Raw genomic sequence first — 24,834 nt, forward strand, 5'->3', positions numbered from 1 at the left:
GTCTGARRCCATCAGTTTTGCGCTGTCTTTCACCATGGKCACCTCTTTATTTTAAATCACTTCCTTGCTGAGTTTGGTTCAGGAATCCCTGAGATTGCCCATCAACCATTTCAGTTGGCATAAAAGTAAAGACTTCCTTGCCGGCATCTGAATCAGTTCTCGTTTTTCCAGCACGCACAATATGCAATAAGCCTTGTGTAGAACCAAAGACAATTAAATCRKMASRGCGTMKWGTWRRRWMASAGTKGGCTTGGCCTGCATCGGTAAAATATTCTAAGCCTTTCCAAAGCTCAGTTTGAGAAATATCCAAATCCTCAATGGCTTGAAATAGATCCCCCAATAAACGGACAACAATTTGCTGTACACGTGCATCAACTGGCCCTGTAGCCGTATCGACATTCATTTGTTTTACTAATTGATCAATTTCTTGACGGTTCATACTTTTTCTCCTTGAGTATGCAGTTTTCTTTGTGATTTTAAGGCTTACGTTCAGCTGGCGCTTTAATCACATTCCTTGTTTACGCGCCCAAAAAATGGGCTGTGTGTATGATTGAAAATCAGCTATCGTCTTCACGAATGGAAGAAGGGTGGCGGTTAAGCGCCATTACTTCAATATTCATATAAGGATAAAGCGGAAGGCCTTGCAAAATGTTGTGCAGTTCTTCATTGCTTTCTACATCAAAAATACTGATGTTTGAATACTGTCCGGTTACACGCCAAATATGGCGCCATTTGCCTTGGCGCTGTAATTCCTGTGAGTAGGCTTTTTCTACAGTTTTAATTTCATTGGCTTGCTCGTTTGGCATATCTAATGGGATATGCACATCCATGCGGACTTGGAAAAGCATTCTCAGCTCCTTTAATTACAGACGGCGTAAGTGATCAATCTTGTTTTCATCCACCTCAATACCTAGACCGGCGCTTTGAGGTATCTGCAATTCAAAGTTTTGGTATTGAAGCGGTTTCTTTAAGACTTCTTCTGTCAGCAATAATGGACCGAACAGCTCAGTTCCATATGCCAGATTGTCAAATGTTGAAAATGCATGTGCAGAAGCTATCGTGCCGACAGGGCCTTCCAGCATTGTGCCCCCGTATAAATCAATGCCTGCGAGTTTGGCAATTTTCCCAACTTCACAGCCTTCGAGCAGGCCGCCGGATTGCGCGACTTTAACTGCAAAAACAGAGGCTGCGTTGCACTTAGCCAATTGATAGGCACTGTTTGGTCCCATTAAGGATTCATCTGCCATAATGGCAATATCAAACCTGCGGGTGAGACGCTGCATGGCATCAATATTATCAATAGCGCAAGGCTGTTCGATCAGGTCAATGCCGCCGTCTTGCAGCATTTGAATTCCTTTAATTGCTTCCAATTCAGACCATGCGCGATTGACATCAACCCGAATTGAAATGCCTTGCCCCAGCGCTTTTTTAATGGCCAGTACATGTTCAATATCGGCCTCAACTGGGCGAGAACCAATTTTAAGTTTGAAAATGTTATGGCGTTTCGCCTCAATCATTTTCTGCGCCTCAGCAATATCTTTTTCTGTATTGCCCGATGCCAATACCCAAAGCACAGGAATGCTGTCACGTAAGCGCCCGCCTAAAATTTCACTCAGCGGCAACCCTAAACGCTGGGCTTGAATATCTAATAAGGCCGTTTGTATGGCGCATTTTGCAAACCGGTTGCCGTTAATATTCCTTTTTATGGTCTGCATGGTCTGTGCAATATTTAGTCCATACAGTGATTTCAGCAGTGGGCTGAAATATGTGTCAATATTGGCTTTAATGCTTTCAGGGCTTTCTTCACCATAACCTAAACCGCCAATGGTGGTGGCTTCACCCCATCCGATGAAACCGTCACTGGTGGTAATTTTGACCAAAACCAGGGTTTGTGTCTGCATCGTCGCTACAGCCATCTTATGCGGACGGATGGTAGGAATTTCGACAAGCAATGTTTCTATCGTTTTATACATCTTCCATATTCTTATACATTAAATCATTTATATACCCTAATTTAATGTAATATCCTTAACTATAGCTAAATTGGTATTTTTAGATACTTATAAGGTATGTTAAATGGAATTAAGACATCTTCGTTATTTTGTTACCGTGGTAGAAGAGCAGAGCATTACTAAAGCTGCAGAGAAGTTATGCATTGCGCAGCCGCCTTTGAGCCGGCAAATTCAAAAACTGGAAGAAGAACTGGGCATTACTTTATTCGAACGCGGTTCCCGTCCAGTTAAAACCACAGAAGCAGGCATGTTTTTTTATGAACATGCTGTTCAAATTTTAACGCATACGGCGCAGGCAACTTCCATGGCGCAGCGGATCAATGCGGTGGATCAGACTGTCCGCATCGGTTATGTCAGTTCTTTACTTTACGCTTTGCTGCCGCAAATTATTTATTTATTCAGGCAACGCAATCCGGATATGCATGTTGAATTAATTGAATATGGCACACGGGATCAAATCGAAGCGCTTAAAGCCGGGAAAATAGATCTGGGCTTTGGCCGGCTGAGGCTCATGGATCCGTCCATTAAGCGGCTATTGCTGAGGAAAGAGCGCTTAATGCTGGCTATTCATAAAAATCATCATTTAGCTGAATTTATTGAGTCAGGCATTTATTTGTCTCAAATTTTGGATGAGGCTATTTTTTCCTATCCAAAAACCCCGAAACCCAATTTTGCCACGGCAGTACAGAGCATATTTACAGAATTAGGCTTAGTCCCGAAAAAGCTGATAGAAGTGCGTGAAATTCATATGGCGCTGGGCTTGGTATCATCAGGAGAAGGCATTTGCCTGATACCGGAAACAGCCAGTGATATTGGCATGAAAAATTTAGCTTATATCCCCATACGGGATTTAGAAGCATATAGCCCGATTTCTTTATCCGTGCGCAATATGGATCAGAGCAGTTACATTCCGAAAATCTTAGATTGTATCCAAGAGGTTTTTAAAAATGAAAACATTGATCTTCATGTTGAAGATATATAAGCCGATTTAACAGTCTGGAGAAATTCAGGCTTCCTTCAGTTCTTTGTCTATGCATTCTGAACAACATTAATATGATAGAAAAGGTATGATTATATACTTAATAAGATATGGAAAATTACATTAATAATTCAAATAATTGGAGTTATTCTAATTTTTCTTTTTAGTTCTGAAATTATCTTAAATTTTAATATTAAAAAGTTTCTATTGGGGTAAGTCAGCATCCATATCAGACAGGAAAACGATGGCGTCTGCATAGTGGATGGGAAAACAATACGGATGTAGGAAAGGATTTCCATGTATAGCTTATCTTCAAAACGTACTGCTCAACAAGCAGTGCTATTTTCATTTTTTAGCATTGCTGGGTTGAATGCCGCGCACGCCAATTTTTTCGATGACAGCCAGAAGTCAGTTTATCTCAGGAATTTTTATGTTGAACGCGATTTTGAAGGAACAAATCAAGATATAGGCAGCTGGTCACAGGGTCTTAGCGGGCGCTTTGAATCCGGCTATACCGATACGCCTATTCAGCTTGGCCTGGATCTTGGCTTTCAATATGCCCTAAGGTTGAATGACCATAATGAAGAGCGTTTCGATACAGTTTTTAAGTATGACCAAGCTGAAAAACGTCAGGAGCGGGATTACTTAAAACTGGGGACAACTTTAAAGCTTAAGTACCAGAACACTGAACTTAAAGTAGGGGAGCTATTGCCAAAAACACCTGTGCTGTTTATGGATGACTCACGGCAGCTGATTACAACTTTTGCGGGCGCAATGCTTGAAAGTAAGGAAATTAAAAACCTGAAAATATCCGCGGGACGCTTTACGCATATTAATGCGCGTGATGATGATGAATTTAGAAAAATGAGCCTAGGTGGAAATAAAGATCCAAATAAAGAAAGTGACGGCATGAATTTTCTTGGATTAGATTATAACTTCACTCAAAAAATTTCTGGGTCGTACTGGTTTGGCCAGCTGGAAGATATTTATCAGCAGCATTATGTGAATGCCGCTTATTCAGAGCAAATCAATGCGACTAAGTTAAAAGTCGATGCCCGCTATTTTAACTATAAAGAAGATGGCGATGCTTATTTTGGCAGTATCGATGCTCAGTCTGCAGGTTTGCAAGCGACAGTTCAAAATGGCGGCAGCTCATTAACTGCCGGTATACAGAAAAATATGGGGGATGATGCACTTCCACTATTAGCCGGCTATGTACCGCAAGCTTATCTGCAAAGCTGGTCAACCTTAGCTTTTTATAAACCGAAAGAGCTGACATGGCATGCATTATATAGCTATGACTTTAAAAATGCGGGTGTTCCGGGGCTGAAATTAGGACTGCGTTATTTGAACGGCAGTGAAATATACCGCCCGGGCTTTAAAGACAACAAAGAAACTGAAAAGAACGTGATTGTAAATTACACCGTTCCTGAAGGAAAACTGAAAGGTTTAGGCTTGGAATGGAGACATATTCGAGCGGACATTAAATATGGCGCAGGAGACACTCCTGGTACAGATTTTGTAGAAGACCGTATCATTACGAGCTATACCTTTAAATTCTAAATTTGTCGATTACAAAGGAAAGCATAGAGCAATTTTGCTGTAGAAATTAAGTGATGATCATCATTTTAAAGCTCAGCACAGCATTTTGGCATATGCCGTACTAGAGATTAAATAACCTAAAATATTTAGACCTCTACTAATTTTTTGATGAATCTATCAAAATATTTTTAGAGGTCTTTGTATTTAATCTTATCGATTAATATTTTTAGATTATTTGAGTTATTAATATTTTAATTAAAATCTCGACAAGATATATAAGAATTTTGTTATGTAAAAAATAAATTAGATAAGAAGTTTAAGGAGATTTATTTAAAAAGCCTATATTTTGACTTTTAAATAGATGCTCTCTTAATATGTGAAAAATTAAGGAAGATAAAATGAATGTGAAGGTGAGTCGGCCAGAAATAGATGCAAAAAGAGGAATGTCTAAACAAACGTTGAATCGTGCATGGTTAATTACTGGGCTGCTGATTTTATTTCAAATGATTAATTTTGCGGATAAGGCTGTATTGGGGCTGGTGGCAGAATCGGTTATGTCTGAATTAGGAATGACCAGTACGCAGTTTGGTTTTATTGGCAGTTCATTTTTTTTCTTATTTGCTATATCCGGCATTATTGTAGGATTTATTGCAGAAAAAGTACAAACCAGATGGCTGATATTGGTTATGGGCATTAGCTGGGCTGTTTTGCAATTTCCAATGCTGCTGGGCGGAGGCGCAATGGCGCTCCTTGTCACCCGAATTGTACTTGGCGCTGCGGAGGGGCCTGCCTCTTCAATCTCATTAACACATGTTCAGGGCTGGTTCGAACCGTCAACGCGTGGTTTTCCAAGCAGTTTGGTTGCATCCGGTACAACCATTGGACCTGTGGTTGCAGCCCCAATTCTTGCCTATATTATTGCGCATCCAGATTTAGGCTGGAGATGGGCATTCGGCTTTCTGGGTTTGGTCGGATTAATTTGGACTGTACTTTGGGCGATAGTGGCTAAAGAAGGCCCATATAGCCATTTCAAGAGTAAAGAAAATGATCAGAAAATTCAGGCAGTGCCGGTAATATATGATCCGAATTGTAAAAGTATTGTGAAGTATGTCGATGTTTTAGCCATCGTGCCGATTATTAGAATCTTTTTTTCAAAAATGTTTCTTTCATCATTTTTAGCCGGCTTGGGCTGTTTTTGGTCATTGGGTTTTTTAACGACATGGGCGCCGAAATATATTGCTTCAATTGGTACATTTTCGCCTGAGATTATTGCCGCAGTTTCAAGCCTGCCTTGGATTCTAGGGGCAATTAGCCTAGCGGGTGCGGGGTATTTTTCTAGAATATTCATGAAAAAGGGCGCTACAGTTCATATTTCATTAGGCTTTGTTTTTGGTTTGCTGGTATTTGTTTCTGGCATTGCTTTTTATCTTATTCCATTCTTAAGCGGCGCAATTTGTATCTTGCTGATCACTGTTGCGGCAGGTTTTGCCATGTGTTTTCCGCTGGCGACTATGGCCGTCGGCTTCAGTGTGAGTTCAAAGCAACGTGCGGCCGTCATGGCGACTTTGGTTGCAACCTCATCAATTGGCGGGATCGTTTCACCGACTATGGTGGGATATTTAATGGATGCCGCAGGCTATATACAGCCAGCTAAAGGTGTTCCGCTGGTACCTGAAATGGCTGAAAAACTTATTATTGGGATGAATCATGGCTTTGAATATATCGGGATTTATATGATTATTGCTGGCCTAATCAGCATGGTATTTTTAAACCCTGATTATTTAGCTAAAAAGCTGATGAAATCATAAATTAAGCAATAGCTTAAATTAGGGATTTTATTATGGTTGAAAATTCTGAAACTAAAATAATTTTTCTTGATTTTTGAGATGATGGTCCTTGAATTTGATTATCTAGCATTTATAAATTTTGGTGTAATTTCTTAATAAAATATTAATTAATTAATAAATAAGTTGTTTGTTAAATTTTTAATTAATGGGTATTAATGTATTAGTGCTAAATTTTAAAATAGATGCTAGAGAGTTGAAAATATAAATATATTCAAGATGTATTTGTGAAAAGCGAAATCATGATGATTTCGCTTTTTTATATCAGATGAACCGATTCATGAAAATTTTCAGAATAAGTTTATTTCAGCTTTAAGTATGAAATATCATTCATCAGTTACTTCTCTGACCGCTGACCGGATTCAGGCAACCTGGTAATTATGTGTAATGAGTTCAACACCTGTCGCGGATTGAATCTGTTCCTGTGTTACGCCATGTGCCAATTCAATCAGCTCAATGCCTTTTTCTGTAATATCCAAGACACCTAAATCCGTAATAATTCGGCTGACAACACCTTTACCTGTGAGCGGCAGTGAACAATGTTTTAAAATTTTAGGGCTGCCGTCTTTAGCAGTATGTTCCATCAGGATAACAATTTTTTGCACGCCGGCGACCAAATCCATTGCGCCGCCCATTCCTTTGACCTTTTTCCCCGGAATCATCCAATTGGCTAAGTCACCGCTTTCCGAGACTTCCATTGCACCTAAAATTGCAATATTGACATGCCCGCCACGGATCATGGCAAAGGATTCAGAACTTGAGAAAAATGAAGCGCCAGAACGGGCGGTGACTGTTTGTTTGCCGGCATTAATTAAATCGGCATCGACTGTTTCTTCAGTCGGAAATTCACCAATGCCCAATAAGCCATTTTCTGACTGCAGCCAGATATTTACATTTTCCGGAATATAATTGGCAACCAGTGTCGGAAGACCAATGCCTAAATTGACATAAAAGCCATCTTTAAGTTCCAAGGCCGCCCGCTGCGCCATTTCAATACGTGTCCACGCCATAATATTAAGCCTCCGCTGCTTTAAGTGTTTTCTGTTCAATATGCTTTACAGGAGCTGCATTTAAGACAATACGGTCGACATAAATGCCAGGTAAATGAACATCATCCGGATCGATCTCGCCGATTTCTACAATCATCTCGACTTCCGCTACCGTAATTTTTCCAGCCATTGCACATTCCGGATTAAAATTCCGCGCTGTTTTTCTGAACACTAAATTACCGGCTTTATCGGCTTTGTAGGCTTTGACTAATGCAATGTCTGGGGTTAAAGACGGTTCTAAGAGATATTCTTTACCATTAAACAGGCGGACTTCTTTGCCTTCAGCAATGAGGGTGCCTACGCCGGTTTGAGTAAAAAATGCAGGAATGCCAGCACCGCCTGAACGCAATTTTTCTGCTAGCGTGCCTTGCGGTGTCAGTTCAACTTCCAATTCACCGCTAAGAAACTGCCGTTCAAATTCTTTATTTTCTCCGACATAAGAGGCAATCATTTTTTTAATCTGCTTGGTTTGCAATAATTTCCCTAAACCAATACCGTCCGTTCCGGCATTATTTGAAATACAGGTTAAGCCTGTTGCGCCTATGTCTTTTAAGGCATCAATCAATTGTTCTGGTATGCCGCATAAGCCGAAACCTCCAACCGCAATACTTTGATTATTGCTGGCAATATCCGCTAAAGCCTCATGTGCGCTGGCTGCAACTTTATTCATCCGATGAACCTTTCTTTTCCTAGATTTTTTATTATTAGCACACTAAGGGGATTTTTTAGAAATTGATTATTTTTAATGTGTAATGAAAAAAAATCATCGATCATGAAAATAGGCAGCTGCCGTCTCCATTTAGCCAGTCATCATCCATGACTTTATAAAAAATGCATAAAGTTCACGCGGTGATTGGGCCTATTGATGAGGGAAAAAGGGATGAGTCAATATCATGTCGATAAATTCAGATGAAATATGAGAAAGCTGAAAGTCCTTTTTATAAATAATTCCCAGCTGCAACTGCACATTGACATCTGAAATCTCAATGACAGTAACCTGTTTTAAATCTATGCATTTTTGAAATTGCCGAGGAATAGCGCTGACCCCCATGCCATAAGCCACAAAATGAGACAGTGAGCTGATTTGATGGCATTCAACTTTTAAATCTAGAACAGCATTATTTTCCAAGCATTTTTTTTCTACGACGTGGCGGATGATGGATGGATTCTGCAGGGTGATGAACGGAGATGAACAGAGCTGCTGCCATGTGGTTTGCTGCTGATGCGCTAAGGGATGATCTTTGGGAACTATGCCAATAAAGTCTTCCTGAAATAAGGAATGGAAAACCAGCTGATCGCAGAATTTGGGCTGAAAGCAGATGCCAATTTCAAAAATTCCTTCCTGTACTTTTTCAATAATTTTTTCGTTAGGCACATCATGAATTGAAAAGCTGATATTGGGATGGCGCTGTGAAAACTCATAGATCACTGCCGGAAGCACGGCATGCGTCGCAAAAGGCATAGACGCAATATTCAAAGTGCCGCGGTTTAATTTAAAGCGCTGTTTGACATCCTTTTCCATATCTTCCCAATTGGCCAAGAGCTTTTTAGCATAAGGAATTAAGGACAGTCCTTCAGCGGTAATTTCGACACGGCGGGTATTGCGTTTAAACAGTTTGCCGCCCAGCTCTTCTTCTAATGTCTTGATGGAAATGCTGAGAGCAGACTGGCTGAGGTAAAGTTCTTCTGCCGCATTTGCATAATTCAGCGTACGGGCTAGGGCTAAAAAAGCTTTCAATTGTTTGAGTGTCATGTTTTAGCTTCACTGAAGTCATTCAAGTTAAATCTGCCAGATAAATGAGTGGCTGTATAGAAAATGTCTACTCAACTAAAGAGAGTCAAATGCTTAACCTATTCATTGGAAAGATAAAATAATTCTAATAGGAAATAGATGAATAGTTTATCTGAAATACTTCAATTGATTTGTCGCAAAATGCTAAGTGCCTGTCGTGTTATGTAAAGTGAAGTGGATTCTGAGTGTTGTAGTTTGGGTGCATGCTTTAGAAGCACTGAATAAAAATACACAGCATGGACAGTAAAATGACATTGAATAAAGCAATACGCTTCTATGAAACAGGGGCACCTGAAGTAATGAAGTATGAAGATATAGACGTAGGAGAGCCGGCGGCAGGGCAAGTGCGTTTGCGCCATGAAGCGGTCGGTTTGAATTATGCAGACACTTATTTCCGCAATGGCACGTATCAGATCCCGCTGCCGAATGGCATGGGAGTAGAAGCCGCGGGTGTGGTTGAATCTGTGGGCCAAGGCGTTACGAATGTTCAAGTCGGAGATCGCGTGACTTATACGGGATTTTTAAATACTTTAGGCGCATACAGCACCGCCCGATTAATTGCCGCAGATGTATTGATCAAGCTGCCAGAAGGCATTTCCTGTGAAACTGCAGCGGCTATGACCATGCGCGGTTTAACATCAGCCTATTTAATGCGCCGGATCTATCCTTTTAAAGCAGGTGACACGATTCTCTTGCATGCAGCAGCAGGCGGTGTGGGATTAATTGTTTCACAATGGGCAAAGCTGCTGGGTTTAACCGTCATCGGCACGACATCTTCAGAAGAAAAAGCAGCCATCGCCCGCGCTCACGGCTGCGACCATGTCATTAATTACAGTCATGAAAATGTTGCTGAACGGGTGCGCGAACTGACGGATGGCATTGGCGTAAACGTTGTTTTTGACAGCGTGGGTAAAGATACCTTCATGGCGTCACTGGATTCTTTAAAACGCCGCGGTTTATTGGTCTGTGTGGGAACAGCGTCAGGCCCTATTGCAGAATTCAATCCGGTTTTGCTGGCAATGAAAGGCTCCCTGTACATTACCCGCCCAGCACTGGCAGATTACATTGCAGACCCTGCTGAAAAGCAAGAGCTGGCCAATGAGCTGTTTGATCATGTTTTAAATGGCCGAATTAAAATTGAAATTAATCAGCGCTATGAACTGAAGGATGCAGTTCAGGCACACCGTGATTTAGAAGCGCGTAGAACAACAGGATCATCAATTTTTGTAATTTGAAAAGGATTTCTTATGCAAATTGAACAGTTAAGCTGCAATATAGGTGCAGAATTAAGCGGGATAAGCTTGGCGGATGCAATTCATGATAATGATTTATTTGCTGAAATCCGCACACATTTACTCAAACACCGGGTTTTATTTTTAAGGGATCAAAATTTAACGCGGGCGGAGCATGTCGCTTTTGCTGAGCGTTTTGGGCAGCTGGAAGATCATCCCGCAGTCGGCAGCCATCCCGATCATCCGGGTTTAGTGCAAATCTATAAAAATCCAGACAGCCCGATCGACCGCTATGAAAATGCGTGGCACAGCGATGCGAGCTGGCGCAAAGCCCCGCCAATGGGCTGTGTGCTCCGCTGTATTGAATGTCCGCCAGTGGGCGGTGATACCATGTGGACCAACATGGCTTTGGCCTATGAAAAGCTGCCGGAAGAAATCAAAACTAAAATTGCCGGCTTGCGCGCCTATCACAGTATTGAAGCCAGTTTCGGCGCGGCTATGCCTACTGAAAAGCGTTTAGCGCTTAAAGCACAGTATCCCGATGCAGAGCATCCGGTAGTGCGGACTCATCCGGAAACGGGAGAGAAAATTTTATATGTAAATGCTTTTACGACGCATTTCAGTAATTTTCATACCAAGGAATTTGTGCGCTATGGGCAAGATGCCAATCCGGGCGCTTCAGACCTGCTGCGCTATTTGATTTCCCAAGCCTATGTTCCAGAGTACCAAGTGCGCTGGCGCTGGAAGCCAAACAGCATTGCCATTTGGGACAACCGCAGCACGCAGCATTATGCCGTGATGGATTATCCCGCATGTCACCGCAAAATGGAGCGGGCAGGCATTATTGGTGATGCGACGTACTAGGTTTTAAAACCAGCAGATTTTATTCAATTTAATATTTATAAAAGACAAAAGGACATGCACATGCAATTCTTTGATGATTCGCTGCACCCAGAAAATATGGAAAAAGTGGTAATTACTGTTGCGCCGTATGGCCCAGAATGGATGCCGGAAGATTTTCCGGAAGATATTCCGGTAACTATGGATGAGCAGATTCAAAAAGCAGTCGACTGCTACGAAGCAGGCGCTTCAGTTTTACATTTGCATGTGCGTGAACTGGATGGCAAAGGCTCAAAGCGCCTGTCCAAGTTTAATGAACTGATTGCCGGCGTACGCGAAGCGGTTCCTGACATGATTATTCAGGTCGGAGGGTCTATTTCCTTTGCGCCAGAAAGTGAAGGCGAGGCTGCGCTTTGGCTGAGCGATGATACCCGGCACATGTTGGCTGAACTGACTCCAAAACCGGATCAAGTCACGGTTGCCGTGAACACGACGCAAATGAATATTATGGAACTGCTTTATCCAGAATATTTAAAAGGCACATCATTAGAACATCCTGCAATTCAAGCTGCCTATGCGGAAATGACGGTGCCTGCAGGTCCTGCATGGCTGACTGAGCACTTAAAGCGCCTATGCCAAAATGGCATTCAGCCGCACTTTCAATTGACGGGCATGCATGGCTTAGAAACCCTAGAGCGCATGGTGCGTAAAGGGCTGTATATGGGGCCAATGAATTTGACTTGGATCGGCATTGGTGGCGGTTTTGATGGGCCAAATCCATTTAACTTCTTTAACTTTATTCATCGCGTGCCGGATGGCTGTACGCTGACTTCGGAATCTTTGCTGAAGAACGTATTGCCATTCAATACCATGTCCATGGCGATGGGTTTGCACGCGCGCGTAGGCAATGAAGACACCATTATCGATCATCGCGGTCAGCGTTTTTCGTCTGTGCAGCAAATTGAGCAGACTGTCCGTATTGCGCATGAATTAGGCCGTGAAGTGGCGAATGGCAAAGAAGCGCGTGACATTTACCGTATTGGCGTGCAATACAGCAGCATCGAAGAAACGCTGCTGGCCAATGGCATGGCGCCAAACCGTCAGGCAGGTCAGAAAGGTGTGCCGCAGCGTAAATAGCACAGATGGGCCAAACGGAATTTTGGCCTGTTTCAATAATGAAAAAACAAGGGCTGTGCTGCTGATAGATGGCGCCAGTTCTTGTTCAAAACAGATCAATACCAATTATAAAAAGTACATGGAGGTTGTATGGGTGCACATCAATATGTGTCTGCGAGCAGTGCAGATACATCAATCGGCATTCCACGCCGTTATGCTTGGATGGTTTTCGCTCTAACCTTCGGCCTGCTGATTTCTGACTATATGTCTAGACAGGTGCTGAATGCGGTCTTTCCTTTAATTAAAAGTGAATGGGCCTTGACTGACAGCCAGCTGGGGCTATTAAGCGGAATTGTTGCCTTGATGGTGGGGTTGCTGACGCTGCCTTTATCCTTAATGGCAGACCGTTTTGGACGGGTTAAAAGCCTAACGCTGATGGCGGTGCTTTGGAGCTTGGCAACTTTAGGCTGTGCTGTCGCAGAAAATTATCAACAGATGTTTTTTGCGCGCTTTATGGTTGGTGTCGGCGAAGCGGCGTATGGCAGTGTAGGTATTGCTGTGGTGGTGGCTGTGTTCCCCAGAGAAATGCGCGCAACATTGGCGAGCGCTTTTATGGCGGGCGGCGTATTTGGCTCTTTTCTGGGCATGTCGCTTGGCGGAGTCATGGCTGAACATTTTGGCTGGCGCTGGGCTTTTGGCGGCATGGCTGTATTTGGCTTGGTTTTAGCTTTGCTTTATCCAATAGTCGTTAAAGAAAAAAGAATTGCTTCACCGCGGTTAAAAGATGAAAGCGGGCAGAAAATTAAACCTGCAAAAAGCCCGCTAAGAAGCTTGTACTCCAGCCGGTCTGTAGTTGCGACATATATTGCCAGCGGTTTGCAGTTGTTTGTCGGCGGGACGGTGATTGTGTGGATGCCCAGTTATCTAAACCGCTATTACGGAATGAGCACAGATAAGGCGGGCATCACGGCAGCTGTGATTGTTCTTTTTAGCGCAGTTGGCACAATTTTATGCGGCATGCTTTGCGACCGTTTAGGCAAAGACCGTCCAGACCGTAAAGTGCTTCTGGCCATCATTTACTGCTTAGGCGGCTGTGTTTTATTAATGACGGCTTTTGCTTTAGAAGCAGGAACGCTTCAGCTCATACTGATCTGTTTAGGCATGTTCCTCGCGTTGGGCACCAATGGCCCATCCAGCGCAATGGTGGCGAATCTAACGCATAATTCTGTGCATGGCACCGCTTTTGCGACACTTACTTTGGCCAATAACTTCTTAGGACTTGCGCTTGGGCCGCTTGTGGTAGGCAAAGTGTCTGACATTATTGGCTTGCATCATGCCTTTCAGCTCATGCCCTTAGTGAGTATCGCAGCTGCTGCTGTGTTCTTTTATGCCAAACGGCATTACCACCGCGATATGGAACGCGCGCATTTACCTGCATTAGTACAGAACCCTGAACAGAATAGGGAGAATTAATCATGAAACGCCAATTGCCTATAGATGTATTTTTTGACTTCATTTGCCCATGGTGCCTCATTGGAAAACGTCAGTTGCAAAATGCTATTCAGCAGCTGGCGCACAGCCACCCAGATGTTGAGGTGTTGCTGCGCTGGAGAGGCGTGCAGCTGCTGCCGCAAATTCCAATAGATGGCGTTCCTTTTGAAGCGTTTTATTTAAAAAGATTGGGCAGTGTCACGGCAATGCGGATGCGTCAGGCGCAAGTGCGTCAAGCGGCTAGGGCGGTAGATGTGGATATCGATTTTGAGCGTATTTACCGCATGCCGAATACTGCAAAAGCGCATAGCTTATTTGTCAATGCTTTAAAAATATCAAGCCCTGAACAAAGTGAAAGGCTTTTGGAAGGCCTGTTTTCAGCATATTTTCATCATTCTGAAAATATCAGCGAATCTGCTGTGCTGCGTAAAATCGCCATGTACTGCGGCTATTCAGAAGAAACCGTCAACAGTATTTTGGCCAGCCCAAGCATTTCCTTTGTGTCTAAAGATACCGGCGGGAAAGGCGTACCGTACTTTGTTTTTGATGGCAGTTTTGCGATGGCGGGCGCACATCCTGCAGATGCGCTGTATAAAGCGATGCTTGATGCGCTTGCGGTACAAGGACAGGCGGTATGACATTGCGTTTTGAAGTGCCGCAAGAGAAAGTGCCACGCTTGGGTGAGCGGGCCTTTCTTCAAGCCGGCGATAAATTTATTGTGCTGTTTAACATCAATGAGCAGTTCTATGCAATTGATGACCGCTGCCCTCATCAGGGAGCGTCTTTATTTAGCGGAAAATTAGAAGGCTGTACGATTCGGTGCGGTGCGCATGGATTGCGTTTTGACCTCAGCAGCGGTTACATGGTGAATTCAGATCAGTTTAAAGTGCCTGCATACGCTGTAGAAGCTGTCGGAGAGCAGTTGTTCATTGTATTGGATGAAGGAGATCGGCATGAATAGTTCGAGTCATATGCCTTTCATGAAAAGAATGAATCTGACGCAGCGGGCTCGTGAAATTGCGCCGGGTTTCACCGTGAGTGCGGTTGCCGCAGCGGCAGCCAGCTTTTTATCCGAGCATTATGGCGCGCCCGTCATGCTGTTTGCTTTGCTGCTGGGAATGGGACTGAGTTTTTTATCGGTTGAAGGGCGGTGCAAAGCCGGTATTGAGTTTACTGCGCGTACTGTCATGCGTATCGGCATTGCATTATTAGGCATGCGCATTACTTTGGAGCAGATCACAGCACTGGGCTGGCAGCCAGTCGCTTTAGTCATCACACTCATTTTCGTAACCATTTCTGTGTCTATTGTGGTGGCAAAGCTCATTGGCTTTCAGCGGCTTTTTGGCATGCTGACAGGCGGTGCAACCGCGATTTGCGGCGCTTCAGCGGCTTTGGCCTTATCGGTTGCGCTGCCCAATCATCCGCAGAAAGAAAAAGCGACATTATTTACGGTGATTGGGGTTTCTGCGCTATCTACCATTGCCATGATTGTTTATCCGATGATTGCGCAATGGCTGGATTTGTCTCCTCAAGAGGCAGGGATATTTTTAGGCGCAACTATTCATGATGTTGCGCAAGTTGTTGGCGCAGGCTACAGCATGTCGACAGAAACAGGGGATACTGCCACTGTGGTGAAGCTCATGCGCGTTGCTATGCTGCTGCCCGTTATTGTATGCGCCGCCATGATTACGCGGATGCAGGGAACTGAGTCAAATGGTCAGCGTCCGCCATTATTGCCATGGTTTGCGGTCGGCTTTTTAATTCTTGCCTGCATCAATAGTACGGGATGGGTGCCAGCCTTGGTGCAAGGCGGTATCAACGAACTGTCACGCTGGTGCCTGATTATTTCAATTAGTGCGCTAGGTATGAAGACTCAATTTAAAGAATTGGCGACAGTAGGCATTAAGCCTGTACTGTTTATGGTGGCTGAGAGTATTTTTCTAGTGCTGCTGGTTCTTAGCCTGATGCATTGGCTGTTTTAGTTTCGACCTGTAAATCTTAATGAATCAACTTTTCCGGCTGGCAGGCGTGTACTGCTGGCCGGAAAAGTTGATGGTTTTTTATAAGTGTTCAGTTATGTGAGTCATGACCTGCATTTAAAAACAGTGCATCAAAAATGCACACATTCCAGCGCCGTCATTTTTCATGGCATTTTGTACAATGCGCGGTTTTGAACGCTGTTAATGAAGGCTCAAATTATTATTGCGCCAAGCCATTGGCGACATGCCAAATTGGCAGATGAACCACCGGGTGAAAGAGCTGGGCATGGAGTAGCCTAAAATATCGGATACTTGCCCGAGTGAATAATTTGGATTTTTCAGATAGCGGAACACTAAAACCCGCCGTACATCATTCACTAAAGTACTGAAACTGGTTTTTGATGCTTCTAAGCGGCGCTGCAGTGTGCGCACATGGACACCATGCGTATGCGCCACTTGCGCGATGGTGGCTCGGCCCATCGGCAGCAGCAGGTAAATGCTTTTACGGATGTCAAAAATAATGGACGATTCATTTTCTGTCTGTAAAAGATCTATATCCAAATAGCGCTGCGCATGACCGGCCATGGCTGTATTGGCCTGCGGGTTGGTTTTATCCAGCTCGGCAATGGTGCAGACGATGCCGTTAAACTCGCTGCCAAACTCCAGAGGGCATCCAAAGATGCGCTGATGCACGGCAATATCCTGTGGGGCATTATGGCTAAAGTGCACACTTAAAGGGTGCCATTTTTGGGACAGTAAAGCGGCGCAGAAGCGATGCGTAATGCCTAAAGCCAGCTCAATGGCTTGCCGGCTATAGCCTGAAAATTCAGAAATCACTTCTATTCGAATAATGACGGTATTTCCAACTTCTTCAAGGCACATTTCTAGCGCATTGTTGATGATGTTGCGGTATCTCACAATCGTTTGCAGCGCGTCGCGCAGTGTATGCTGATAGCTTAATAACAGGCTGAGCTCGCCAAAATCTGCAATTTGACGCTGTTCCGCCATATGCAGGCCGAATGTTTCACAGCCGCTGGTGAGCGCAGATTGTTCGAGTAAACAGATGGCTTTATCGACTGGAATACGCTGTTTATAATCATTCAAAAGCGCAGGATAAATTCCTGCACTGGATAATAACTGATATGGATTAAGGTCTAGGCGCTGGCTGACATCAAAATAATTTTTGAGTACAGCCGTGTGAGCAAGTGGGACCATCAATTTCTCCCTGTCTTTTAATCAGCCATCCTGGATGATCTTATTTATAACCAATATAAACCGCTTATAAAAGAGATGTTTCTCATCAAATGAAACTGCTTGTATTTCTGGAATTTCCCTGATTCTGCCAGCAGCAAAAAAAGAAATGAAAAGGGCTGATTCTTATATTGAATAAGAATCAGCCTTAAAATTAAATCATTCAATGCGTCGCAGATAAAATCACTTTATCTGCTATAAACATCTATCGCCCTGAATATCAGCAGCCATGGTTTCTAGCTTTTAAAAGCACTATGCGCAATTGATGATTGAATAAACCGCAAGGTATTGTCTATCAATTAGAAGCGGTAACCAACCCCGACATAAGTCACTAATGGGTCCAGATCAATCTTTGTGGTGGACTTAATGAGTTCTTTGCCTGTCGAGGTATCAGTCACGGTCACTGTAGCGACGTTGTTGAAGTTAGGCATATAGCTGAGTGAGCCGGTAGTAAACCAGCGGTCTGTAAAGTCATAAGTAAAACCTGCGGTAAAGACAGGAGCAAAATCATCACTGGTTTTTACTTTTACCTCAGGCGTGGCTAAGGCCTGAGGGCACTTTATAGTCGGGATTGGTTTGGCCATTTTTGATAAATGATTTGAGCAAAAGGCCGCCCATGCCTTTGATATCATCAGCGTTGGTTGAATATTCTCCAAGATCACTGCCCCACAATGATCCGACGCCGTAGCTGCCGCCTTCTTCGACAGCAGTAGTAACACGAGTAGAATTGGCTTTGCCTTGAGGCATGACATGCATCCAGCCGGCACTGACGGCCCAGCGCTTATAGTTTACCGAATCCGCATAAGCTAAATTCGCAGACAGCAAGCATGCAAAAGGCATGGCTATTTTATAGATTTGACTCATTTTCACTTCCTTACGATTGCTATTTATTTTTATGGTTTCAGCGGATCCTTTCCGAAACTCAAGCCTATTATTAGAGCCGCAATTGTTTTAAGCAATTGGCATAACTCTAGGAAAAACATGCATTAGTTCTTTTTATTTAACATCTTTTTATAATTAATTATTTTAAATCAATAGTTTATATTTAAAAAAAATTGACCTTTAAAATTATTAATTAAATGATTTGTCATCAAAAGATAAATAAGTGTCGTTCAGTGTATATCGCCCCGAGTCCCGTCAATTTATGTTGAATAAGAACAGGCCTTATCCCAAGGAATGGTAATGCATAAAGGCTTTATAGGTAGACAAATGGAAAAGATATTTACACAGGCGACCGTTTTAATTATTCCCGGCTTGCGGGATCACGTTGCTGAACACTGGCAGACGCTGCTTGAATCGCGCTTAGCCAAAGTCCGTTCTGTAGCGCCTGCAGAAATAGATCAACTGAATTGTGCAAACCGCGTGGCGCGGATTCAGGCAGAGCTGGAAAAAATTCAAGGTCCAGTTATTTTAGTGGCGCATAGTGCGGGTGTATTGATGACGCTGCATTGGGCTGTACAGCATCAGCATGATATTCAGGGCGCTTTGCTGGTTGCACCGCCAGACCTTTCGCAAAGCTGGCCTGCAAATTACCCGAGTCCAGATCTATTGAAAAAGGAAGGATGGAGTCCTTTGCCAAATCAAAAGCTGCCTTTTCCAAGCATTGTCGTAGCCAGCACCAATGATCATTTAGCGCAGTTTGATGAGGTAGAGCAGATGGCGAAAGTATGGGGAAGTCAGCTGGTAAACGCCGGCGCAGTGGGGCATCTGAATCCTGCCGCTGGTTTTGGCTCTTGGCCTATGGCTGAGCAGCTAATTGCGCAGCTGGATGCAGTAAATATGGAAAATATTTAAATAATTAAATTTTATTTATTTTTTATAATAAATACGCAGTTTCTGTCTGTAGGTTTTTATAGCGCAAAGACGCCTGCTGGCAATTTAAAAGGAAAAAAGCACGGCTGAAAAAGATTTAACAGCAAGTGACGGAATGACTAATTTTGATGACCAGATGACAAAACCGCTCATTTAAGAACAGGTAGTTTAAATCTCGAGCTAAAGGATAGCTTGGGCAAAAAAGACTAAATGAGCGAATAAAAACTGCATTTAAAAACAATGGAATGGATTAGAAACATAAGAGATGCTGATCTGGTTTTATTCAATTGCAAGGCAGTAATAATTCAATAATGAACAGATAAATCATATCGATATGGAGATGATATGGTCAGTAAAGCTGTAAAAAAGAAGACATATGATTTTCCAAAAACACAAATGACCAAACTGAGCATATTCATGGGATTAATCTTGAGTGTTTCTCATGCTCAGGCCGCAAGTTATGCTTTGAATGATCAATGGAAATTAGAAACCAATACCAGCGTGAGTATCGGGCAAAGCTGGAGTACCGAAGGCGCTGATCCATTTATGCTTTACAAGCCGGATGCGCAAAGTATTGGTAAAGCCGGCACTGGCATCGATATTAATGGTGATAATGGCCGTGCCAATTTTGAAAAAGGTGATCCGATTTCGCAAATATTCAGAGGCTTAACCGAAGTTCGTCTAGAAGGCCAGCGGCAAGGCGCGGTGCTGAGTGCTAAATATTGGTATGACCATGCCTATGAAATAGGCCATGGCGATTTTACAGCATTTGATGATTCGGCTTGGCCGCGCCTTGCTAAATATAAAGGCATAGACCTGTGGGATGCCTATATCTGGAAAACATTCGACTTTGATCATTCAAAAAATTTAAATGTAAAACTTGGTAAACATGCATTGAATTGGGGGAAATCTCAATTCTTTCAAAACGGTTTAAACTCAGTAAGCGCGTTTGACTATGCAGGGATGAATCGTCCCGGCGGTGACGTCAAGGAGCGAGTTATTCCAGTAGAGATGTTTTCTTTTGCTGCTGACTTGAATGACACACTGAAAGTCGAAGGTTTCTATCAATTTAAATTTAGACCGTCAGTTATTGATGGCTGCGGTACTTTCTTTGAAGTGTCGGATGTGTTTGCAGAAAACTGCGGACCGCTTTTAATTGGCGGGCCGGGGTTTACCACAGATCAGGCGGTGAATGGCCCATTGGATTTTACTGTAGCGCGTTTGCCAAGTGAATATGCAAAAGATAATGGTCAATTTGGTTTTGCGGTTAAGAAAACCATTCCAAGTCTCAATAATGCCGAACTTGGCGCTTATTATGCAAATTATCACAGCCGCATTCTGCATTTTGACGGTGTGGTTGTATCAGCGCCAGGCGCGGCAAACTATCATACCGCCAGAATTCTTTCAGTTTATCCTGAAGATATTGAAATGTACGGCCTTAGTTTCACGGCTAAAGCCGGCACGACGGCTATTTTTAGCGAATTGAATTATAAGCCGAATATGCCGCTGCACTTTAACAGTACTGATATGGTTTATGCGCAGGCTTTATTCCCTGATACGCCTTTGACCAGACCTGATGAAACCTTAGCATTGGGTGAGCGAATCAATGGTTTTGCGCGTGTGCCGGTAACGCAGTTTACACTGGGCGCTGCAAACATGATTCCGAATGTGCTTGGAGCAAGCGCCTTATCCGTAATCGGTGAGCTGGGTGTCAACCATATTGGCGATACGGATAAATATAATTTTGGCCGCAGCGGCGCATTTGGGCGCAGTGGCTTGTCAACAGGCGCTTATGATCCGGCTGATGTGAATACGTACTGTATTGCGCCTAAAACAGGTCAATTGCCTGATGACGATATTCAGGATATGAATGCAAAATACTGTAATGATGACGGCTTTTTTGGAGAGTGGTCAGCTGGTTACCGTTTGCGTGGAGCATTGAATTACAGCAATTTACTTCCCCAAACGACAGTGTCGCCGAGTCTGATGTTCCGTCATGATGTATATGGTTACGGTCCAAACTTTCAAGAAGGTCAAATGGCAATTTCTATGGGGGTCTCTGCAACATATCAAAAGAAATATACTGCTGAAATTGCCTATACAAATTTCTTCGGGAACAATGAATTCAGTATTTTAGATGACCGTGATTTTGCTTCACTGGTGTTTAAAACGAGTTTCTGATTTGTTTTTGAATGCTGAATCGGTTTGTGACCGCAGCATTTAACAGCCATGTGCGGGTGGTATGGCTGTCTGTAAAGTAAATAAAACATTGATTGAATAGCCGTTTATTGATTTAAGTCCGAGGTTGATATGTACAGTAGCACTTCAGATTTGCAAGAGATTTCAAATCCGATCGGGATTTTAAATCTGATTGCGAATTATTTACAGGAGCATGGCGTGGATGCTCAGATGGTATTTAATCAATTTTCAATTCAAGTTGAGGATCTTAAAAATAATCTGCTGCCGATTTCTCTGCAGACGCAGGGCCGTATTTTTCAGGCTGCGCAAGAATTAACAGGCTGTGACCATTTAGGCTTGCTGATTGGAGGCAAAGCGCAGTTTGCAAATATTGGCCCTTTGCGTTTTTTAGTGCTGAATGCAGCCACCATGCGCGACGCCATGCAGAATCTCTTTAATTACGGCAGTATGTGGTACAGAGGCCAAAAATTAGACTTACAGGAAGATCAAGGTTATGCCCGTATTTGCATGCATATTGATGGCGATATTCCAGGAAAAGAGCAGTATCAAACGGCTTATTTAGTCGCTATGGTGTCTATTGTAGAGCTGATTTTGGGCAAATCCTGGCGGCCGTCTTTGGTGCGCATTTCTTATCCGAAGCCAAAATGTGCGCTTTTGTATGAAAAAGTCTTTGGCTGTCCTGTCTGGTTTGGCCAATCCCAGCATGAAATTTTATTTCCTGAAGAGCTGCTGGATCAAAAAAGAGCAGGGCATGATCAGCAGCTGGATCAATTTTTACATCAGCATCTTTCCGAACTGAAAAGCCATGATCATGCGGATATGATCAGCCAAATTTGTAAAATTATTGAAGAGCTGTTGCCGCACCGCAATTGTAATGTTGAGCGGGTCGCTGAATATTTTTCTATGCACCGTTTTACGCTGTACCGATATTTAAATAGGCACCAAACGAATTTTGAATCGCTGTTGGAGGCTACACGGAAAAAAATTGCAGTTAAATTATTAAAAAATAAAAAATTAATGATTATTGAGGTGGCAAATCAGGTTGGATACGACGATCAGGCTAATTTTACCCGCGCGTTTAAACGCTGGTATGGCATTACCCCAGGGCGTTGGCGGCGTATAAATATCCATCTTTAAACATGGTTTAAGGGTATTTCATTGTTGTGATGCGCTGTGCTTTTCTTGGCTTTTCGCATCGACATTTTCTTCTGTGCTTTATGTATCTCTTAGATTCAATTCATTATTTAACAATATTCAAAAATGCTGCATGTGTTGATCAAGCTTTTTTACATATTTATTTTTATAATATGGATTATTCGTATAAATAATTAATAAAAACAAATAATTATAGTTGTAATTATTTTTGGTTTATAAGTGACGAAATGACAAAACATGACAACCAAAAGACAAAAACCAAATCAGAAAAAACGGTAATTTAAAAACCGATCACTGGGCTAACAGGCTGCGGATCTTCAACAATAAGTCTAAAAAAGATTTTAAATAAGGATGTTTTGATGATTGGAAATATGATGTTTCAGCCTTTATTGATCAGCAGTCTCATAGAGCATGCGGTAATTTATCATGCTGACACTGCCATTATTTCAAAAAATACTGACGGTTCAATCACCCATAGTTCTTGGGGGCAGATTGCCCGAAACTCTAAACGCTTTGCCAATGTACTGCAGTCTTTTGGTTTTACCGTGAGCGACAGAATTGCGACACTGGCATGGAATAATCACCGCCATTTAGAAACATGGTATGGCATTTCAGGCAGCGGGTTAATTTGCCACACGATTAATCCAAGGCTTTTTCCAGAACAGCTGACGTATATTATTAACGATGCCAATGATAAAACTCTGATTTTTGATAAAACTTTTCTTAATTTAGTCCTGTCGATTAAAAAAACACTTCCCTATGTCGAATATTTTATTTGCTTGGATGGCTATGACGAAAAAATTCAGACAGCTTTTCCCGAAGTGCTGTTCTATGACGAATTAATCGAAGGCCAATCTGCGGATTTTGAATGGCCGGAACTGGATGAATCTAAAGCCAGTTCATTGTGCTATACCTCAGGAACGACTGGGCATCCTAAAGGGGTTTTATACAGCCACCGTTCAACTGTGCTGCATAGCTATGCCACCTGTTTGCCGGATTCTTTTAATTTTTCAGCCCAAGATCGGATTTTACCCGTCGTTCCCATGTTCCATGTCAATGCATGGGGGACGCCGTATGCCGCCGCGATGGCAGGGTGCAGCATGGTTCTGCCGGGACCGATGCTGGATGGCGAAAGCTTGGTGCAGCTTATTGATGAATATCAAGTAACCAATGCTTTAGGCGTGCCGACCATTTGGCAAGGGCTGTTAACAGCTGCCCGAAATTCGGGCTCTCAGCTGAAAAGCTTGCAGCGCAATGTTGTAGGCGGTGCGGCTTGTCCGCCATCGATGGCGCAGGCGTTTAAAGACGAATTTCAATGTGAAACGATCCATGCTTGGGGCATGACTGAAACCAGCCCAGTCGGCGTGATTAACCAGCTCAAAGCCAAGCATTTAGAACTTGATGAATCAGAACAGTTTCAGCTTCGGTTTTCACAAGGCCGTCCGCCCTTTGGTGTCAATATCCGCATTTGCGGGCAGGAAAATAGCAATGATGAATTGCCGCGAAATGGCCATGCAACAGGGCATTTACAGATTAAAGGGCATTGGATTGTTGAGTCGTATTTTAATCAGTTCAGCCATGCGTTAACAGAAGACGGCTGGTTTGATACAGGTGATATGGCCACCATTAATCAAGACGGCTATATGGCCATCAGTGACCGTTCGAAAGATTTGATTAAGTCAGGCGGGGAATGGATCTCATCTGTTGAGCTGGAAAATATTGCAATCGCGCATCCTGAAGTTGATATGGTGGCCGTTATTGCTGCCGTGCATCCAAAATGGGACGAAAGGCCGGTTTTAATTGCGAAAAAATCTGCATCCAGCCAAATTACGGAAGATAAAATTTTAGCTTTTTTCACCGATAAAATTGCCAAATGGCAAATTCCTGACAAAGTTATTTTTGTGGATTCAATTCCTGTCGGCGGTACAGGCAAAGTACTGAAAAAAGATTTACGTGAAGTCTATGGCTCAGTTTTATTGGCAAAGGAGTAATTTTTTTAATTTTATTTAATCGATGTTCAAGGAAAGGAATATGACAGAACAAACGTCTGCAGGTTTAAGATTTAGACAAGCTCTAGAAGTGGAAAAACCATTACAAATCATCGGTACAGTCAACGCTTATGCAGCCATGATGGCCAAACAGGTGGGTTACAAAGCCATTTATGTTTCGGGTGCCGGTGTCGCGAACTACTCTTATGGCTTGCCTGATTTAGGCATGACCAGTCTGGATAACGTTTTAGAAGATGTCCGCCGTATCACAGAACGCGTAGACACCCCGCTGCTGGTCGATATCGACACCGGCTGGGGCGGCGCATTCAACATCGCGCGCAGCGTCAAGCAAATGATCGCCGCCGGCGCCGCTGCTGTACATATTGAAGACCAGGTTGCGCAGAAGCGCTGCGGCCACCGTCCGAACAAAGAAATCGTGACGCAGCAGGAAATGGTTGACCGCATCAAATCCGCGGTTGATGCAAAAACAGATTCAAACTTTGTGGTGATGGCGCGTACGGACGCCTTGCAGAAAGAAGGCCTGCAGGCCGTG

The 24,834-nt window shown here is 43.2% G+C and carries 22 protein-coding genes and 2 pseudogenes; 15 read left to right on the plus strand and 9 right to left on the minus strand.

The annotated features are described in order from the left end of the window. Positions 1-247: 247 nt before the first annotated feature. The 3 genes and pseudogenes from AZH43_RS18570 to AZH43_RS15110 all read right to left on the minus strand — a co-directional run. Positions 248-439: pseudogene (locus tag AZH43_RS18570) on the minus strand (dioxygenase); the annotation flags it as partial. Positions 440-557: 118 nt separating this feature from the next. Then, positions 558-848 carry a muconolactone Delta-isomerase gene (gene catC / locus AZH43_RS15105; RefSeq protein ID WP_067671295.1) on the minus strand — a complete coding sequence of 97 codons (291 nt, stop codon included), beginning with the start codon at positions 846-848 and terminating at the stop codon, positions 558-560. Between the two features lie 15 nt (positions 849-863). After that, positions 864-1,973 (minus strand): muconate/chloromuconate family cycloisomerase, encoded by a 1,110-nt coding sequence (locus AZH43_RS15110; RefSeq protein WP_067671298.1) that lies wholly within the window; start codon positions 1,971-1,973, stop codon positions 864-866. A gap of 103 nt (positions 1,974-2,076) precedes the next feature. Here AZH43_RS15110 and catM point away from each other — a divergent pair, with 103 nt between their 5' ends. The 3 genes from catM (at position 2,077) to AZH43_RS15125 (ending at position 6,341) form a co-directional block, all read left to right on the plus strand. Further along, positions 2,077-2,994 carry a cis,cis-muconate-binding transcription regulator CatM gene (gene catM, locus AZH43_RS15115; protein ID WP_067671301.1) on the plus strand — a complete coding sequence of 306 codons (918 nt, stop codon included), beginning with the start codon at positions 2,077-2,079 and terminating at the stop codon, positions 2,992-2,994. 294 nt (positions 2,995-3,288) lie between these two features. After that, a complete protein-coding gene (locus AZH43_RS15120) occupies positions 3,289-4,554 on the plus strand; it encodes an OprD family outer membrane porin (protein WP_067671304.1) in 1,266 nt (421 codons plus the stop codon). Positions 4,555-4,976: 422 nt separating this feature from the next. Then, on the plus strand, positions 4,977-6,341 hold the full coding sequence (locus AZH43_RS15125) for an MFS transporter (RefSeq protein WP_227509826.1): 1,365 nt from the start codon (positions 4,977-4,979) through the stop codon (positions 6,339-6,341). A 398-nt stretch (positions 6,342-6,739) separates the two neighbouring features. On the opposite strand, the gene AZH43_RS15130 is transcribed toward AZH43_RS15125, so the two are convergent. The 3 genes from AZH43_RS15130 to AZH43_RS15140 form a co-directional block, all read right to left on the minus strand. Next, positions 6,740-7,387, minus strand: a complete 648-nt coding sequence (locus tag AZH43_RS15130; protein WP_067671310.1) for a 3-oxoacid CoA-transferase subunit B — start codon at positions 7,385-7,387, stop codon at positions 6,740-6,742. 4 nt (positions 7,388-7,391) lie between these two features. Beyond that, on the minus strand, positions 7,392-8,096 hold the full coding sequence (locus AZH43_RS15135; RefSeq protein WP_067671313.1) for a CoA transferase subunit A: 705 nt from the start codon (positions 8,094-8,096) through the stop codon (positions 7,392-7,394). 189 nt (positions 8,097-8,285) lie between these two features. Further along, complete coding sequence (locus AZH43_RS15140) at positions 8,286-9,179, minus strand: LysR family transcriptional regulator (RefSeq protein ID WP_067671316.1); 894 nt, start codon at positions 9,177-9,179, stop codon at positions 8,286-8,288. 287 nt (positions 9,180-9,466) lie between these two features. Here AZH43_RS15140 and AZH43_RS15145 point away from each other — a divergent pair, with 287 nt between their 5' ends. The 7 genes from AZH43_RS15145 to AZH43_RS15175 all read left to right on the plus strand — a co-directional run bounded on the left by AZH43_RS15145 (position 9,467) and on the right by AZH43_RS15175 (position 15,879). After that, the gene (locus AZH43_RS15145; protein ID WP_067671319.1) at positions 9,467-10,453 is read left to right on the plus strand and encodes a quinone oxidoreductase family protein; all 987 of its coding nucleotides are present in this window, start codon (positions 9,467-9,469) and stop codon (positions 10,451-10,453) included. 12 nt (positions 10,454-10,465) lie between these two features. Then, positions 10,466-11,314 (plus strand): TauD/TfdA dioxygenase family protein, encoded by an 849-nt coding sequence (locus AZH43_RS15150; RefSeq protein ID WP_067671322.1) that lies wholly within the window; start codon positions 10,466-10,468, stop codon positions 11,312-11,314. A 60-nt stretch (positions 11,315-11,374) separates the two neighbouring features. Then, positions 11,375-12,427, plus strand: a complete 1,053-nt coding sequence (locus AZH43_RS15155; RefSeq protein ID WP_067671325.1) for a BKACE family enzyme — start codon at positions 11,375-11,377, stop codon at positions 12,425-12,427. A 129-nt stretch (positions 12,428-12,556) separates the two neighbouring features. Further along, entirely contained in the window at positions 12,557-13,879 is a 1,323-nt protein-coding gene (locus AZH43_RS15160; protein WP_067671328.1) for an MFS transporter, read from the plus strand. Next, a complete protein-coding gene (locus AZH43_RS15165) occupies positions 13,879-14,535 on the plus strand; it encodes a DsbA family oxidoreductase (RefSeq protein ID WP_067671331.1) in 657 nt (218 codons plus the stop codon). The genes AZH43_RS15160 and AZH43_RS15165 overlap by 1 nt, the downstream gene beginning before the upstream one ends. Then, a complete protein-coding gene (locus AZH43_RS15170; RefSeq protein WP_067671334.1) occupies positions 14,532-14,858 on the plus strand; it encodes a Rieske (2Fe-2S) protein in 327 nt (108 codons plus the stop codon). Before AZH43_RS15165 ends, AZH43_RS15170 begins: the two co-directional genes overlap by 4 nt. A gap of 10 nt (positions 14,859-14,868) precedes the next feature. Further along, the gene (locus AZH43_RS15175) at positions 14,869-15,879 is read left to right on the plus strand and encodes a YeiH family protein (protein WP_067671337.1); all 1,011 of its coding nucleotides are present in this window, start codon (positions 14,869-14,871) and stop codon (positions 15,877-15,879) included. Positions 15,880-16,077: 198 nt separating this feature from the next. Here AZH43_RS15175 and AZH43_RS15180 read toward each other — a convergent pair whose 3' ends face one another. The 3 genes and pseudogenes from AZH43_RS15180 to AZH43_RS18945 all read right to left on the minus strand — a co-directional run bounded on the left by AZH43_RS15180 (position 16,078) and on the right by AZH43_RS18945 (position 17,991). Next, the gene (locus AZH43_RS15180) at positions 16,078-17,091 is read right to left on the minus strand and encodes an AraC family transcriptional regulator (protein WP_067671340.1); all 1,014 of its coding nucleotides are present in this window, start codon (positions 17,089-17,091) and stop codon (positions 16,078-16,080) included. Between the two features lie 335 nt (positions 17,092-17,426). Further along, a pseudogene (locus AZH43_RS18940) lies at positions 17,427-17,669 on the minus strand (OmpW family outer membrane protein); the annotation flags it as partial. Then, complete coding sequence (locus AZH43_RS18945; protein ID WP_227509828.1) at positions 17,659-17,991, minus strand: hypothetical protein; 333 nt, start codon at positions 17,989-17,991, stop codon at positions 17,659-17,661. The gene AZH43_RS18945 and the pseudogene AZH43_RS18940, both read right to left, overlap by 11 nt. Before the next feature lie 345 nt (positions 17,992-18,336). Between AZH43_RS18945 and AZH43_RS15190 the strand changes: the two genes are divergently transcribed. From AZH43_RS15190 to AZH43_RS15210, 5 genes are all read left to right on the plus strand, one after another. Then, a complete protein-coding gene (locus AZH43_RS15190; RefSeq protein ID WP_067671343.1) occupies positions 18,337-18,921 on the plus strand; it encodes an RBBP9/YdeN family alpha/beta hydrolase in 585 nt (194 codons plus the stop codon). Between the two features lie 363 nt (positions 18,922-19,284). After that, on the plus strand, positions 19,285-21,120 hold the full coding sequence (locus AZH43_RS15195; RefSeq protein WP_067671346.1) for a DUF1302 domain-containing protein: 1,836 nt from the start codon (positions 19,285-19,287) through the stop codon (positions 21,118-21,120). 129 nt (positions 21,121-21,249) lie between these two features. Next, complete coding sequence (locus tag AZH43_RS15200; protein WP_067671349.1) at positions 21,250-22,275, plus strand: AraC family transcriptional regulator; 1,026 nt, start codon at positions 21,250-21,252, stop codon at positions 22,273-22,275. Between the two features lie 377 nt (positions 22,276-22,652). Then, the gene (locus AZH43_RS15205) at positions 22,653-24,284 is read left to right on the plus strand and encodes a long-chain fatty acid--CoA ligase (protein WP_067671352.1); all 1,632 of its coding nucleotides are present in this window, start codon (positions 22,653-22,655) and stop codon (positions 24,282-24,284) included. 40 nt (positions 24,285-24,324) lie between these two features. Continuing rightward, positions 24,325-24,834, plus strand: a 510-nt coding sequence (locus AZH43_RS15210) for an isocitrate lyase/phosphoenolpyruvate mutase family protein (RefSeq protein WP_171254488.1), incomplete at its 3' end; no start/stop codon positions are given.

The sequence above is a fragment of the Acinetobacter pragensis genome (assembly GCF_001605895.1).
GTDB lineage: Bacteria > Pseudomonadota > Gammaproteobacteria > Pseudomonadales > Moraxellaceae > Acinetobacter > Acinetobacter pragensis.